Source organism: Acidovorax sp. GW835-FHT14B10 (assembly GCF_058793725.1).
In genome coordinates, this window is record NZ_JBXAGC010000010.1 from 131,119 (window position 1) to 145,601 (window position 14,483).

General features: G+C 67.7%; 15 protein-coding genes. 13 read left to right on the forward strand and 2 right to left on the reverse strand.

The features are described from left to right. Nucleotides 1–344 precede the first annotated feature (344 nt). The 13 genes from AC1Q5S_RS10060 (at nucleotide 345) to AC1Q5S_RS10120 (ending at nucleotide 13,315) form a co-directional block, all read left to right on the forward strand. Complete coding sequence (locus tag AC1Q5S_RS10060) at nucleotides 345–1,151, forward strand: LytTR family DNA-binding domain-containing protein (protein ID WP_492238795.1); 807 nt, start codon at nucleotides 345–347, stop codon at nucleotides 1,149–1,151. Nucleotides 1,152–1,319: 168 nt separating this feature from the next. Next, entirely contained in the window at nucleotides 1,320–1,703 is a 384-nt protein-coding gene (locus AC1Q5S_RS10065; RefSeq protein WP_492238796.1) for a thioredoxin family protein, read from the forward strand. 329 nt (nucleotides 1,704–2,032) lie between these two features. Next, nucleotides 2,033–2,896: an FAD binding domain-containing protein gene (locus AC1Q5S_RS10070; RefSeq protein ID WP_492238797.1), complete on the forward strand. Its 864-nt coding sequence runs from the start codon at nucleotides 2,033–2,035 to the stop codon at nucleotides 2,894–2,896. A gap of 37 nt (nucleotides 2,897–2,933) precedes the next feature. Then, complete coding sequence (locus tag AC1Q5S_RS10075; protein ID WP_492238798.1) at nucleotides 2,934–3,425, forward strand: (2Fe-2S)-binding protein; 492 nt, start codon at nucleotides 2,934–2,936, stop codon at nucleotides 3,423–3,425. A 28-nt stretch (nucleotides 3,426–3,453) separates the two neighbouring features. Continuing rightward, the gene (locus tag AC1Q5S_RS10080; protein ID WP_492238799.1) at nucleotides 3,454–5,853 is read left to right on the forward strand and encodes an aerobic carbon-monoxide dehydrogenase large subunit; all 2,400 of its coding nucleotides are present in this window, start codon (nucleotides 3,454–3,456) and stop codon (nucleotides 5,851–5,853) included. A gap of 30 nt (nucleotides 5,854–5,883) precedes the next feature. Further along, a complete protein-coding gene (locus tag AC1Q5S_RS10085; RefSeq protein ID WP_492238800.1) occupies nucleotides 5,884–6,465 on the forward strand; it encodes an SRPBCC family protein in 582 nt (193 codons plus the stop codon). Between the two features lie 14 nt (nucleotides 6,466–6,479). Next, nucleotides 6,480–7,391 (forward strand): AAA family ATPase, encoded by a 912-nt coding sequence (locus AC1Q5S_RS10090; RefSeq protein ID WP_492238801.1) that lies wholly within the window; start codon nucleotides 6,480–6,482, stop codon nucleotides 7,389–7,391. A 13-nt stretch (nucleotides 7,392–7,404) separates the two neighbouring features. After that, the gene (locus AC1Q5S_RS10095) at nucleotides 7,405–8,559 is read left to right on the forward strand and encodes a vWA domain-containing protein (RefSeq protein ID WP_492238802.1); all 1,155 of its coding nucleotides are present in this window, start codon (nucleotides 7,405–7,407) and stop codon (nucleotides 8,557–8,559) included. Further along, complete coding sequence (locus AC1Q5S_RS10100) at nucleotides 8,546–9,694, forward strand: XdhC family protein (protein WP_492238803.1); 1,149 nt, start codon at nucleotides 8,546–8,548, stop codon at nucleotides 9,692–9,694. The genes AC1Q5S_RS10095 and AC1Q5S_RS10100 overlap by 14 nt, the downstream gene beginning before the upstream one ends. A 2-nt stretch (nucleotides 9,695–9,696) precedes the next feature. After that, on the forward strand, nucleotides 9,697–10,377 hold the full coding sequence (locus AC1Q5S_RS10105) for a nucleotidyltransferase family protein (RefSeq protein WP_492238804.1): 681 nt from the start codon (nucleotides 9,697–9,699) through the stop codon (nucleotides 10,375–10,377). Between the two features lie 13 nt (nucleotides 10,378–10,390). Then, nucleotides 10,391–11,092, forward strand: coding sequence for a putative 2OG-Fe(II) oxygenase (locus AC1Q5S_RS10110; RefSeq protein ID WP_492238805.1), 702 nt, complete (start codon nucleotides 10,391–10,393; stop codon nucleotides 11,090–11,092). A gap of 1 nt (nucleotide 11,093) precedes the next feature. Next, nucleotides 11,094–12,314 carry a hypothetical protein gene (locus AC1Q5S_RS10115; RefSeq protein ID WP_492238806.1) on the forward strand — a complete coding sequence of 407 codons (1,221 nt, stop codon included), beginning with the start codon at nucleotides 11,094–11,096 and terminating at the stop codon, nucleotides 12,312–12,314. Continuing rightward, the gene (locus AC1Q5S_RS10120) at nucleotides 12,311–13,315 is read left to right on the forward strand and encodes an XdhC family protein (protein ID WP_492238807.1); all 1,005 of its coding nucleotides are present in this window, start codon (nucleotides 12,311–12,313) and stop codon (nucleotides 13,313–13,315) included. Before AC1Q5S_RS10115 ends, AC1Q5S_RS10120 begins: the two co-directional genes overlap by 4 nt. Before the next feature lie 170 nt (nucleotides 13,316–13,485). Here AC1Q5S_RS10120 and AC1Q5S_RS10125 read toward each other — a convergent pair whose 3' ends face one another. Next, on the reverse strand, nucleotides 13,486–13,857 hold the full coding sequence (locus tag AC1Q5S_RS10125; RefSeq protein ID WP_492238808.1) for an FCD domain-containing protein: 372 nt from the start codon (nucleotides 13,855–13,857) through the stop codon (nucleotides 13,486–13,488). A 101-nt stretch (nucleotides 13,858–13,958) separates the two neighbouring features. Beyond that, nucleotides 13,959–14,276, reverse strand: coding sequence for a hypothetical protein (locus AC1Q5S_RS10130; RefSeq protein WP_492238809.1), 318 nt, complete (start codon nucleotides 14,274–14,276; stop codon nucleotides 13,959–13,961). Nucleotides 14,277–14,483: the final 207 nt, after the last annotated feature.

The window sequence follows — 14,483 nt, forward strand, 5'->3', positions numbered from 1 at the left end:
ACATCAGCATCACTGGTGTGGCCGGTGCAGCACCGATGCCGCGTGCCAATGAAGTCGGATGGTGGCTCACGACGAGGCCTGGCAGCGCGCAGGGACAGCACAAAATGGCTCGCGGGTCGACCCGGTGGCCCCGCCCAATGAACGCGACGGGACTGCCGAGGCGCATCGTGCTACCATGTTATGAAACCATTTTTTCATGGGCAAACTTGTAAAGATATCCGCTGCTGCCACGCAGGGGGAGACGAGTACACGAAGTTACATCGATCTTGCATGAATGCCCATCTGGACGCACGAACGAACTCGTTCCAGGTCCAAGGGCAACCGGAGCACTGAAGGACGCATTTATGGAACCCGCCTGCCCTCATGCTGAAGCGCGGCCCTCGTCGTCGGGCTCGTGGCTCTACCTGCTCGAACGCTTCGACATCGGCGTCATCCAACTCGATCGCGAAATGCGGGTGGTCGGCATGAATGACTTCGCGCGGCGCAGTCTGCCGGTCGACGAAAAAATGCCTTTCGGCAAACTCTTGACCTCGTTCCACCCGGAAGTATCCCGGGCCAAAGTGGAATTTCTTCTGGGTCAGGCCGAATGTCCGGTGAACAATGCGCCGCCCATGACGATGATGATCAACTTTCCCGATCGGGTGCTGCTGATCAAGGTGTCAAAGCTCAGTGACGAACACGGTGCCACGACCGGCTACTCGCTGGTGTTCTACGACATCACCGAGGTGATCAGCCAGGAAAGCGATCGCGGATCGGCGCGCGGCGCAGGCGAAGGTGCCGGCACCGGCAAACGCCTGCTTCGCAAGATCCCGACCATTCGGCAAAACCGCGTGCTGCTGGTGGACGTGCCGGAGGTATCGTACATCCGGTCCGAGGGGCACTACACGTGGGTGCACACCGGCCAGGGCAGTCAGTTTTGCAACATCAACATCGGCGATCTGGAAAGCCGCCTCGACCCGAGCCAGTTCCTGCGAATCCATCGCAGCTATATCGTCAATCTGTCGCATGTGGATGAAATCGTTCGTAGCGAGGGGCGGGTGACGCTTCGCATGATAGGACCGGCACCGGTCGAAATTCCGGTGTCGCGCTCCAGTGCACCCGCGCTGTTGCAGCAACTCGGCCTGGCTGGTGTAACCCCGTCGAAACCCTGACCTCCTGCAGGCGGCCCCGCGAACTCTCTGAGGCAGCCATGCTGCTCGTGCAAGCAGACGGCCGTTCGTGCGCGCTCTGTGGCGGTTGATTGATGCGGGGCCGCAGGGCGCAGGGAAGTTTCTACACTTTGGATTCAAAGCGGCCAGCCAGGCCGCACAGGAGACAAGGTGATCACCGACGCCCATGGTTGCGCCCCCTCTGTTCTCGTGGCCTGCCTGTGCGCACAGTGGTGCGGCACCTGCCGCGACTACCGCGCCGTGTTCGATCCGGTGGTGCGCCGCTTCGACACCGGCCTGCTGTCCTTCACCTGGGTTGACATCGAGGACCATGACGAGGTCGTCCGCTCGATCGAGGTCGAGAGCTTTCCGACGTTGCTGATCGCGCGCGGAGACGATGCGCTGTTTTTTGGCTCCGTCATGCCACATGCGCACACGCTTTGGCGCCTGTTGCGGGGCGCGCTGGATGGCAGCCTTCGCGCCGTCATCGATGACGCCGAGGCTCGCGCCCTGCCCGCCCGCATCCGCGCGCTGCAGAACGCTGGCAGCGCCTGAGCAGACCCGAAGCGGGCTCAGACCGAAACGAGGCGCCGACAGCGGGCTTGACGCTGGCGGGGCATGGCTTGACGCGGCTGACGCCGCTGTTCAGGCGACACGGCGCTGGACACCCGGCCTGGGCCGGTATATGTCGGGGAAGCTGGTCGCGATGCCATGTCGAGCGGGACGCCCTGGCGGGCCATCCGGGGAAGCCGTGCCGTTCGTGCAACCAAACGGCTGTTCGTGCGCGGTCTGGGGCTGTTGATTGATGCAGGCCCCCACGGTTCAAGGCCGCTCCTACACTTTGGACTCAAATCGGCCAGCCAGGCCACAAAGGAGACAACCAAGTGATCCCACCGGCTTTCGAATACCACGCGCCGCAAACCGTCGGTGAAACCCTTTCGCTGCTCGGCAAGCTCGGCGGCGACGCCAAGTTGCTGGCCGGCGGGCACAGCCTGCTGCCGATGATGAAGCTGCGCTTTGCGCAGCCGCTGCACCTGATCGATATCACTCGCGTTCCCGAGCTGCGCGGCATCCGCCAAGAGGGGGGCGAGATCGTGATCGGCGCGATGACGGTCGAGAACGAGCTCATCAGCTCAAAGCTGCTGCGCGAGCACGTGCCCCTGCTGCCCGAAGCGGCGCAACTGATCGCCGACCCGCAGGTGCGCAACCGCGGGACCATCGGCGGCGACATTGCGCACGGCGACCCGGGCAACGACCACCCGGCGATCTCGATCGCGCTCGATGCAAGCTTCGTGCTGCAAGGCCCCAGCGGGCGTCGCACGGTCAAGGCCGACGGCTTTTTCCACGGCACCTACATGACCGACCTGGCGGAAGACGAGATCCTGTGCGAGATCCGCGTGGCCCCATTGGCCAAGGGCACCGGCTGGGCCTACGAGAAGCTCAAGCGCAAGACCGGTGACTTCGCGACCGCCGGCGCGGCCGTGGTCATGCGCATGAGCAGTGGCAAGGTCGACAGCGTGCGCATTGCCCTGACCAACGTGGCACCCACCACGCTGCGCGCTGCCGACGCCGAGAAGGCGCTGACAGGCCGGGTGCTCGACGATGCGGCGATCGAAGCCGCGGCGCAGGCCGCCATGGCGATCTGCGATCCGGCCGAAGACCTGCGCGGCGACGCCGCATACAAGACCGCCATGGCCGGCCAGATGGTCAAGCGCGCGCTGCGCAAGGCCGCATCGCGCTGCAGCTGACCCGCAGGCTCGACACCACTACAACGGAGACACCGCAATGCCCAAGAAACTTATCACCGTCAAGGTCAACGGCCGCAGCTACGAGAAGGCGGTCGAGGCGCGCACCCTGCTCGTGCACTTCCTGCGCGAAGAACTCCACCTCACCGGCGCGCACATCGGCTGCGATACCAGCCATTGCGGCGCCTGTACGGTGGACGTGGACGGCCAGTCCATCAAATCCTGCACGGAGCTGGCAGTGCAGTGCGACGGCAGCGAGGTGCTCACCGTCGAAGGCCTGGCGCAAGGTGGCGTGCTGCATGCAGTCCAGGAGGGCTTTTACAAGGAGCATGGCCTGCAATGCGGCTTCTGCACGCCCGGCATGCTGATGCGCGCTTACCGCTTCCTGCAGGAAAATCCGAATCCCACAGAGGAGGAAGTCCGCATGGGCATGAGCGGCAACCTGTGCCGCTGCACCGGCTACCAGAACATCATCAAGGCCGTGCTCTACGCCGCCGCCAAGCTGCGCGAGCCGCAGGCCGCGATCGCCTGAGCACTGATCAACACAAGGAGACGAACCCATGAATGCACCCGTGGACCGTGCAGTGGCCCTGGCCGGTATCGGCGAATCGCGACTTCGCAAGGAAGACGCCCGCTTCATACAAGGCAAGGGAAACTATGTCGACGACATCAAGCTGCCCGGCATGCTGTACATGGACATCGTGCGCTCGCCGGTGGCCCATGCGCGCATCAAGAAGATCGACAAGAGCGCGGCGCTGGCGATCCCCGGCGTGCACGCCGTGCTCACCGCCGACGACCTGAAGCCGCTCAAGCTGCACTGGATGCCGACGCTGGCCGGCGACGTCGCCGCCGTGCTGGCCGACGAGAAAGTGCACTTCCAGATGCAGGAGGTCGCGATCGTGGTCGCCGATGACCGCTACATCGCCGCCGACGCGGTGGAGGCGGTGGTAGTCGAGTACGACGAACTGCCCGTGGTGGTCGATCCGTACGAGGCGCTCAAGCCCGATGCCCCGGTGCTGCGTGACGACCTTGCCGGCAAGACCGAGGGCGCGCACGGCAAGCGCGACCACCACAACCACATCTTCACCTGGGAAGCCGGCGACAAGGCGGCTGCCGACGCTGCGTTCGCCGCCGCGCCGGTCACGGTGAAGGAGCACCTGGTCTACCAACGCGTGCACCCCTGCCCGCTGGAGACCTGTGGCTGCGTCGCATCGTTCGACCCCGTGCGCGGCGACCTCACCACCTACATCACATCGCAGGCGCCGCACGTGGTGCGCACCGTGGTGTCAATGCTGTCGGGCATCCCGGAATCGAAGGTGCGCATCGTCTCGCCCGACATCGGCGGCGGCTTCGGCAACAAGGTCCCGATCTATCCCGGCTATGTCTGCGCGATCGTGGCCTCGATCGTGCTAGGCCGGCCGGTCAAGTGGGTCGAGGACCGCATCGAGAACATCTCCTCCACCGGCTTCGCCCGCGACTACCACATGGACGGCGAGCTCGCCGCCACCGCCGACGGCAAGATCACCGGCCTGCGCGTGAACGTGATTGCCGACCATGGTGCGTTCGACGCCTGCGCCGACCCGAGCAAGTTTCCGGCCGGGATGTTCCACATCTGCTCGGGCTCGTACGACATCCCTGCGGCCTACGCGAACGTGAAGGGCGTCTACACCAACAAGGCGGCGGGCGGCGTGGCCTACCGCTGCTCGTTCCGCGTGACCGAGGCGGTGTACCTGATCGAGCGCATGGTCGACGTGCTGGCGCAAAAGCTCGGCATGGACAAGGCCGAGATCCGCGCCAAGAACTTCATCCGCAAGGAGCAGTTTCCCTACAAGTCCCCGTTCGGCTTCGAGTACGACTCGGGCGACTATCACCCCGCGCTGCAGAAGGTGCTCGACGCGGTGGACTACAAGGCCTTGCGCGCCGAGCAGGCCGCCAAGCGCGCCGACCCCAACAGCCCCACCTTGATGGGCATCGGACTGGTCACCTTCACCGAGGTGGTGGGTGCCGGCCCGAGCAAGATATGCGACATCCTCGGCGTGGGCATGTTTGATTCCTGCGAGATCCGCGTTCACCCCACAGGCAGCGCGATCGCGCGCATGGGCACCATCACCCAAGGCCAGGGCCACCAGACCACCTATGCGCAGATCATTGCCACCGAACTCGGCATCCCGTCCGAGGTGATCCAGGTCGAGGAGGGCGACACCAGCACCGCGCCCTACGGCCTGGGCACCTACGGTTCGCGCTCGACACCGGTGGCCGGAGCGGCCATCGCGATGGCCGCGCGCAAGATCCACGCGAAGGCCAGGAAAATCGCGGCGCACCTGCTCGAAATCGGCGAGGGCGACCTCGACTGGGAGATCGACCGCTTCAAGGTCAAGGGCGACGACAGCCGCTTCAAGACCATGAAGGACATCGCGTGGACGGCCTACAACGCGCCGCCCGCGGGGCTGGAGCCGGGGCTCGAGGCAGTGCATTACTACGACCCGCCGAACTTCACCTTCCCGTTTGGGATCTACCTGTGCGTGGTCGACATCGACCGCGCGACCGGAGAGACCAAGGTGCGGCGTTTCTACGCGCTCGACGACTGCGGCACTCGCATCAATCCGATGATCATCGAGGGCCAGATCCACGGCGGTCTGACCGAGGGCTACGCGGTGGCGATGGGCCAGCAGATGCCGTTCGACGCGCAGGGCAACCTGCTCGGCAACTCGCTGATGGATTACTTCCTGCCGACCGCGGTGGAAACACCGAAGTGGGAGACCGACCACACCGTCACGCCGTCGCCGCATCATCCGCTCGGCGCCAAGGGTGTCGCCGAATCACCGCATGTCGGTTCGATTCCGACCTTCACCGCGGCGGTGGTGGACGCTTTTGCGCACCTCGGCGTGACGCACATGCAAATGCCGCACAACGCCTGGCGCGTGTGGCAGCAACTGAAGAGCAGTGGCGTGGCGCTCTGAGCCGCCGGGAAAGAACCTTAGGAGATCGAAATGGAAGTCAAACTCGAGAAGCGCTACCCCCTGGACGTCGATGCCGCGCGCGCCTGGGCTGTGCTGCGCGACGTGCGCGCGGTGGCCGGCTGCATGCCCGGTGCTGAGATCACCGAGCAGCTGTCTGAGACCCAATACAAGGGAGCGGTCAAGGTCAAGGTCGGCCCTGCGGTGGCGGCGTTCGGCGGCGACATCGAGGTGCGCGGCCTGGACGAGACGCAGCGCCGGGTCGTGCTGTTCGGCAAGGGCGCCGACAGCGGTGGCTCGACGGCGTCGATGGACCTCACCGCGACCGTGGTGCCGGCCGACGATGACCCGCAGCGCTCGGTGCTGGTGGGCCAGGCCGCCGTCATCGTCAGCGGCAAGTTCGCCCAGTTCGGCGGCCGCATGATGGTGTCGGTGTCCGACATGATCCTGGGCCAGTTCGCCGACAACTTCCGCGCTGCGACGGCTGCCACGCCTGGCGGCGAGGTCGCCCAAGGCGCCGCGCCGCCGCCCGTGGCGAAGGAACTCAACGCGCTGGCCATCCTGTGGGGTCTCATCAAGGGCTGGTTCGCCGGCCTGTCCCGCAAGCACGCCTGAGGGCGCGGACCGCCATGAACGACCAGACGCTTCGCGAACGGCTCCAGCAGGTCGGCTACATCTGCGACGAGGCGCTGGCCACCACGCTGTGGCTCGCGGGCGAGCTGTCGCGGCCACTTCTGGTCGAGGGCGATGCGGGCGTGGGCAAGACCGCGCTGGCCAGCGCGCTGGCGCGCTCGCAGGGACGGCGGATGATCCGACTGCAGTGCCACGAGGGCATCGACCTGTCGCAGGCGGCCTACGAGTGGAACTACGGCCGCCAGTTGCTGGCGATCCGCCTGCATGAAACGCAGCCCAACACGGTGCACGAGAGCGACCTGTTCGCCCGCGAGTACCTGCTCGAGCGGCCGCTGCTGCAGGCCATCGCCAGCCCCGAACCCTGTGTCCTGCTGATCGACGAGGTCGATCGCGCCGACGAGGCCTTCGAGGCCTTCCTGCTCGAGGTCCTGGCCGATTACCAGATCACCGTGCCGGAGCTCGGCACGCTCACGGCGCGCCATGTACCGCAGGTGCTGCTCACCAGCAACGGCACGCGCGAGCTGTCCGACGCGCTGCGCCGCCGCTGCCTGTACCACTACCTCGACTATCCGACCCTCGCGCGCGAGGTGGCCATCGTGCGCGCCACACTGCCCGAGGCCGAGAGCGCCCTGGTCGAGCAGGCCGTGACCTTTGTGCACCGGCTGCGCCGCGAGGATCTCGGCAAGACGCCGGGCATCGCCGAAACACTGGACTGGATCCGCGCGCTGCACAAGTTTGAGATGAAGGCGCTGCCCGATGATCCGCAGCTGCTGTTGGCCACGCTGGGATGCCTGCTGAAGACGCGCGACGACCGTTTCCAGATCGGGCCCGAGCGCGTGCGCCAGCTGGTCGAAGGACGGCGCAGCGTTGGCGTGGCCGAGAAGGCCCCTGCCCGGCTTGAGGCATAACAGGCCCTCTGCCATGGTGCCGCGTCCGCTCGAAGCCATCGCCGGGTTTGCCGCGCTGCTGCGCGACCACGGGCTGAAGGTCGGGGTGGCCGAGCAGCAGGCCATGGTGCAGGCGGCACTGCGCGTTCCGATGAATCGTGCAGCGCGGCTCAACGCCGCCTGGCGCTCGATCGCCTGCCACGACGTACGCGACTGGCGGCGCTGGCCTGAACTGTTCGAGCGCTACTGGCACCCTCAGCGCGTGAAAGGCACCGTGCGGGTGAGCGGGCAGACCCGCCCGTCGCGCGACCTGCGCCAGATGGTGCAGTCGCTGCAAGAGGCGATGGCCGGCACGCCGCCTGACCAGGCGTCGCGCCGGCTGGGGGACACGGCGCTCGATGCAACGCTGGCGCCCGCCGAAGAGGCCGGCACGCCGCAAGCGCAAGGCGGCGCCAGCCGCACCGACGCATTGCACGACCGCAGCCTGTCGCAATGGTTGCCACAGGACTTGGCGCAGCTCGAACGTATCGCCGAGCGCATTGCGCAGCGACTGCGACAGCGCCTCACCCGGCGCTGGCACGACGACCCGCGCGGGCGCCGGCTCGATGTGCGCCGCACGCTGCGCGCCAGCCTGAAGACCGGCGGCCTGCCACTGGCGCCGGCCTGGCGCCAGCCGCGGCGCGAGCGCCCGCGTCTGTTCATCCTGGTCGATGTCAGCCGCTCGATGGAGACGCATGCGCAACTCTTCCTGCGCATCGCCCGCGCCTTCGTCGGCGCGGTGGACGCACGCGTGTTTGTCTTCCACACCCGGCTGGCCGAAATCACACCGCTACTGCAGCGCGACTCGGCGGCGGTGCAGGAGAAGGTCAACGCCGTCACCGCCGGTTTCGGCGGCGGCACGCGCATCGCCACCAGCATGGCCGATTTCGTCGGCGTGCATGCTCGCGCACAGCTCGGCCGCAGCGCGCGCGTGTGGGTGCTGTCCGATGGCTTCGATGCCGACGAACCGCATCGCCTGGCCGAGGAACTCGCGCGCGTGCGCGCGCGGGGCGCCCGCATCACCTGGTTTCACCCGACGGCGCTGCCGCCGGCCTCGCAGGCGATGCAGCCCTGCACCGGGCTGATCGAACGTTTTGTTCGGCTGAACAGCTTGCGCGACCTTGCGCAGGCGGCCGATGTGTTGTACTGAAGGAGAACCCCCCATGAGCCCCTCGTCGCTCGACCTGGTCGCCGCAGCCCAGCGCCTGCAGCAGCAGGACCAGCCCTATGCGCTGGTGAGTGTGGTGCGCGCGCAGGCCCCCACATCTGCAAGGCCGGGCGACAAGGCGGTGGTCACCGCTGACGGCATCGTGCACGGCTGGATCGGGGGCGGCTGTGCCCAGCCTACGGTGCTGCGCACGGTGCGGCAGGCGCTGATCGACGGGCGCGCGCGGCTGATCCGCATCGCGCCGGCCGAAGAGGGCGAGGTGCGCGATGTGCATGAGGTGTTGGGTGACGTGCTCGAGTTCGGCATGGCCTGCCACTCCGGCGGCACGCTCGAGCTGTTCATCGACCCGATGCTGCCGCGCGCCCGGCTCACCGTGATCGGCGATTCGCCGGTCGCGGTGGCGCTGGCCGGGCTCGCGCCGCGCGTGGGACTGCAGGTGACGGTGATCGCCCACGGCGCCGATGTGCAGCGCTTCCCGGACGCCGGGCAGGTGATCGCGAGCGACGACGCCGGTACCGTGGCCGCCCAGGTGGCACCGGGCAGCTTCGTCGTGGTGGCCACCCAGGGTCGGCGCGACGTGCAGGGCCTGCGTGCTGCGCTGGCGCTGCGCGCGCGCCAAGTCTCGTTCGTGGCCAGCGCCCGCAAGGCGCAAGTGCTGCGCGAGTCGCTCATCGAAGCCGGTCAGGATGCGGATGCGGTGCGCGCCATCATCTCTCCGGCGGGCCAGCCGATCGGCGCGCAGACGCCCGAGGAGATCGCGCTGTCGGTGCTGGCGGCCGTGGTGGCGGCGCGGCGCAGTGCTGCACAGGGTAGCAGCGCACCAGCCGACGCCGTGGTGACGGCAAGCTCAGCCACTGCGGACTCCACCCCCACGACGCCGCCGTCGGTCGCAGCGCGCCGCGCGCCCCAGAGCACGGCCACTGCGAAGCCGGTGCTGCCGTTGCCCGATCTGCCGCCGATCGCGGGGTCGTGCTGCGGCGGTGGTGAACCTGCCAAGGTGGCAGCGACGCCGGCCACCGCCACGGCGCCACTGGCTGCGCCGACGGCGGGCGGCGAGGCGCCGCTGGCTGCGCCGACGGCGGGCGGCGAGGCGCCGAAATCGTGCTGCGGAGGCTGAGCATGGGCTGCATTCTCAAAGGTGGTGGTGGGCTGCACAGCCGCCTGGTCGTAGGCGCCGTGCTGCTGGCCGCGGGAGCCGGCTCGCGGATGGGCGGACGACCGAAGGCGCTGCTCGAACTCGGTGGCGTGCCGCTGATCCGCCGCCAGTTGATCGCTCTGTCCGGCGCTGGCGTCGACGAGGTCGTCGTGGTGCTCGGCCACCACGCCGAACACATCGAGCCGGTGGTGCAGGACTTCCCGGTCACGCTGGTGCGCAACCCGCAGCCCGACGATGGCCAAGTCTCGTCGCTGCGCATAGGCCTGCAGGCGCTGACCGGCAAGCTCGATGCAGTGCTGGTGGCGCTGGCCGACCAGCCGCTGATCAATGCGCAGGACATCGGTGCGCTGATCGGTGCCTACAAAAAGCGCTCCGAGGGCATCTCGGTCGTGGTGCCGCAGGTGCACGGCGAGCCGGGCAATCCGGTGATCTTCAGCGCCGACGTGCGCGAGCAGATCCTGCAGGGCGACGCCAACGTCGGCTGCCGGCAGTGGCGGGCGGCGCACCCGGAGGCGGTGGCGCCCTTCGTCACCGACAATCGGCGCTTTCTCGTCGATCTCGACACGCTCGATGACATCGAGCGCTTCGAGCGCGACACCGGCCACGCGCTGCGCTGGCCTTCCTCGCTCATGGCAACGTCGTAGGACGGCGCTTCGCATGTCGCTCACGCCGGGTTTTCTTGCATTGTGGCCCACGCCGATGGGTCTGCACCGCTACGCGCATGCCGAGGCGCTGAACCCGTTGCTGGTGCGGGTGTTCGGTGCGCTGCGCGCGACGCAGTCGCATGCGCGCCATCAAACCCCGGGCGCCTTTTTCGCCAGCGACGACGACCTGCTGCAGCGCGTACAGCTGCCCGAATGGGAAGGCTTGGTTCGTTTTATCGTCGAGAGCCTGCGCGACACCGCATCGCGGGCCAACCACGGCGCGTGGCCGGCTGAAGGCGTGGACCTGCAGGTGGCGATCGAAGGGATGTGGTTCCAGACCGCCAACCGCGGCGCTTTTCACGATGTGCACACGCATGGCAATTGCTCCTGGTCGGGCGTCTACTGTGTGCAGGTCGACCCGGCCGCGCGGCGCACGGCGCATCCGGTGTACGGCGCGGCCAACGGCGTGACACGGTTCTACGGCCCGCCGTTTGTGCAATTGGGCGGCGCGCATGTCGATCTCGGCAATGCCTACCTTCAGCCGCCGCACATAGATGTCGAACCTGTGCCGGGGCAGTTGGTGCTGTTCCCGTCGTGGCTGGCGCATCAGGCGCTGCCTTATGACGGCGAGCTCGACCGCGTGATCGTCTCGTTCAACGCCAGCGTGCATGCCGCGAGCGGCAGCGACCGCTTGCACCGCTACAGCGCCGCCTAGGATGAAACTCACCCCCAGGCTTCGCGCACTTCGTGTCGCTGCGCCACCCCCCTCACCGGGGGCAACGCCAGGCGCCGCGCTGCGTCTGTGGATCGCGCGCACGCTGGCCTGGTCGCTGCTGCTTTCGGGCTGGCTCGTGCTGGGGGCGCTGGGCCGTCAGCACGCCCTGTTGCTCGTCTCCGGCTACGCGCCGCTGGCCTTGTGGCTCGCGTGCACCGGAGCGCTGCTGGTCGGCACGGCCTTCTGGCCGCTGTCGCGTGGGGTGCTGGCCGCAGTGCTGATGGGCGCGGGCGGCCTCACCGTGCTGGCCTTGCATTGGGCGGACCGCGGTGCCCCGGCGCTGGCGTTGGCGGCGTTGGGGTGGTCCGTGCTGCTGGTGGCCGCGTCGCGTTGCGTGCGTTCGCTGCGCACCGCCCTGCCGCGTTTGCCACCGGCACCGCTGGTGCCGGCGTTGCTGGGCGGTTCGTTGGCGTGGGGCGTCGCCGGCGATCTGCCGGCACTGCCCACGCACACCGTGGCACTGTCCGTCGCATTGCTGGCGACGGCAGTGGCCCTGGCGCTGCTGGTTCCGCGCGGCGTCGGCCACGCCCTGGGTTGTCGCGCCGGTCTCTTCGATTGTTCGCTGCCCGTTCCTGCGCTCGTGCGCTGGCGCAACATGGCCGACTGGCCCTTGCATGCCGCGTCGCTGACGATGTTGCCGATGATGACGGCCCTGCCGGCCATGGCTGACTGGTGCAGCGCAGCAGGCTGGTCGGCGCCCATGGTGACGGGGCTGCACCTGGCGGCGATGCTGCTGCCACCGGCCCTGCTGCAGCGTGCGTTGCCTTCCGTCTCTGCGTCGCAGCTGCGCCGGTGGGTAGCGCTGCTGCTGGCCGTGGGCGCGCTGCTGTTGGTCGCCTGGCCCGGCGTGCAAGGTCTGATGGCGGCATCGCTTTGGCATGCGTTGGCCTGGGGCGTGGCCTGGGCCGGACCGATGGTAGCCCGCACGCCGGTGCCGGCCGCGCCGTCGAAGCCGTGGGGCGCGGGCATGGGCCATCAGCTGGCGGCGGTGGCGCTGGCCGGCAGCGCGGTGCTGGCGTTGGGCGCAGGCATCGGTGCCGCGGGGCCCGCCGCGTTGACGTCAGCGCACGCCGGCCTGGCGCTGCTCGGACTGCTGGGGCTGCTCTTGGCGCCCGCGCTGCGCCATAACACGACGATGGACACGAAGGAGTTTGGACGATGAACTGCATGGACGTGGAAGTGATCCGCACCGCTATGGACTGGCTCGACTGCGGCCACCGCGTGACGCTGGGCACTGTGGTGCGCACCTGGGGCTCGGCGCCGCGCCCGCCCGGCTCGTTGATGATCATCCGCGACGATGGTCAGGTGGCCGGTTCGGTGTCAGGGGGCTGCATCGAGGACGACCTGATCGGCCGCGTGCAGCGGGGGGAACTCGCTGCCCGCCTGCCGCAGGTCACCACCTACGGCGCGACGGCCGAGCAGGCCCGGCGCTTCGGCCTGCCCTGCGGCGGCACCGTGCAGGTGGTGCTGGAGCCGCTTTCGGTGCAGTCGCAGCTGCGCGAGCTGCTGATGGCGATCGAGTCGCACCGGCTGGTGCAGCGCCGCCTCGAGCTGGCCACCGGCCTGGTCAGCCTCGGCGATGCCGGTGACGGCGACGCGGTGCGTTTCGACGGCGCGGTGCTGCACACGGTGCATGGTCCGCGCCTGCGCCTGCTGATCGTCGGCGGCGGGCAGCTGTCGCGCTATCTTGCCGCGATGGCGGTGATGCTCGACTACCGAGTCACCGTCTGCGATCCGCGCCAGGAATACCACGAGGGGTGGGAAGCGATGGAAGGTGTGACGCTGTCCCGGGCGATGCCCGACGACCTGGCGCTCGCGATGAACCTCGACGCCAACAGCGCGGTCGTGGCCGTCACGCACGACCCCAAGCTCGACGACCTGGCGCTGATGGAGGCGCTGCGCACGCCGGCGTTCTATGTCGGTGCGCTCGGCTCCCGGCGCAACAACGACGCGCGGCGCGAACGCCTGCTGCAGTTCGACGTCAGCCCCGAGGAGGCGGCGCGGCTGCGGGGTCCAGTGGGCCTGAACCTCGGAGGACTCACGCCGCCCGAAATCGCGATGAGCATCGTCGCCGAGATGACCGCCACGCGCCGGGGCGTCGACCTCGACGGCCCGGTGACCGACTGGAGCCGCTCGAAGACCGAGTGCCGCGCCGTGGCCTGACACGCAGCGCCGCGGAGTTGGTGCTTGTAGCTGGACAACCCGCCGCTCGTCACCTGCCAACGATCAACCAGCCGTCAAAGACTGATTTCAAAAGAAAAACAGGCCTCGAGTCCATATGAACAGGGCGTTAGGCGCTATATATTTCATAGCATCCTGAAACGGCCGCCAGCTCAGGCGAAGACCGCTTCGAAGTCGATCTCCTCGCCGGCCGGCATTTCCAGGCGCAGCGCATTCTCCACATGCGTGAGGTGCTCCACCATCAGCGCGCCGGCGCGATCGGCATCGCGCGCCTCCAGCGCATCGACGATCTCGCCATGTTCGTGGTGCGGGCAGGGGTGATCTCGGTTTCGGTGCAAATCGTAGCGGTTTGAATCCAGGGTAAACCCTTGGTTTTTTGCGACTTCATGGTCAGTGTTTCGCGGACGCCAGTCCCCTGTCATGATCCTTGCGCCCGCGCCGCCCGGCGCTGACGGAGAAACGCAGTGTCGAGTTTCCACCTGAGCTTTGTTGCGGCGGTCGAGCAGGCGGGCACGGCAAATCAATGCGGCGTTTGCGGCGAGGTAACGAACGGGCGAGTGCTTCGCTGCCAGCAGGCAGGGTTTACCCTAGATTCAAACCGCTACGATTTGCACCGAAACCGAGATCACCCCATCCACGACTCATCATCGATGCAAACTTGCAATGCGTCGCCCAACTCGTCGAAGTAGATGTCGGTCATGAGGAGGCCGTCTTTGCCCGGCTGTGCCGGGGTGAGCCGGATGCCGTACGTGTCGGCGGCCCGGTCATAGAAGATCTCCACACCACCGGCGAATTTCTTCGTTTCCACTTGGGCGCGGATGGCCGGAGCCGTCTCCGCGCTCTTCTCTTCCGGCGGATCGACAAAGTCGAGGTCCTTGGCGCCGGCGTCGACGAGCACGTTCACGACGCGCCGCATGCCGCCGTTGACTGGGATGCGCTCCATCTGCGTGATCAGGTCCCGCCTGCCTGTCTTCGTTGACGCACTCCATCGCGCACTCGCAGTGGGGACAGAGCCGGACCGGAACAGCGATCTCCAGGCGCATACCTAGTACAACATCCCTGAAATAGCTTTATGGGGTCTCCTCGTTTTCAGTGCAATAAGTGACGGTACGAAAAGCTAGCACTGGCGCGGAGGTGGTGTTGGTAGATC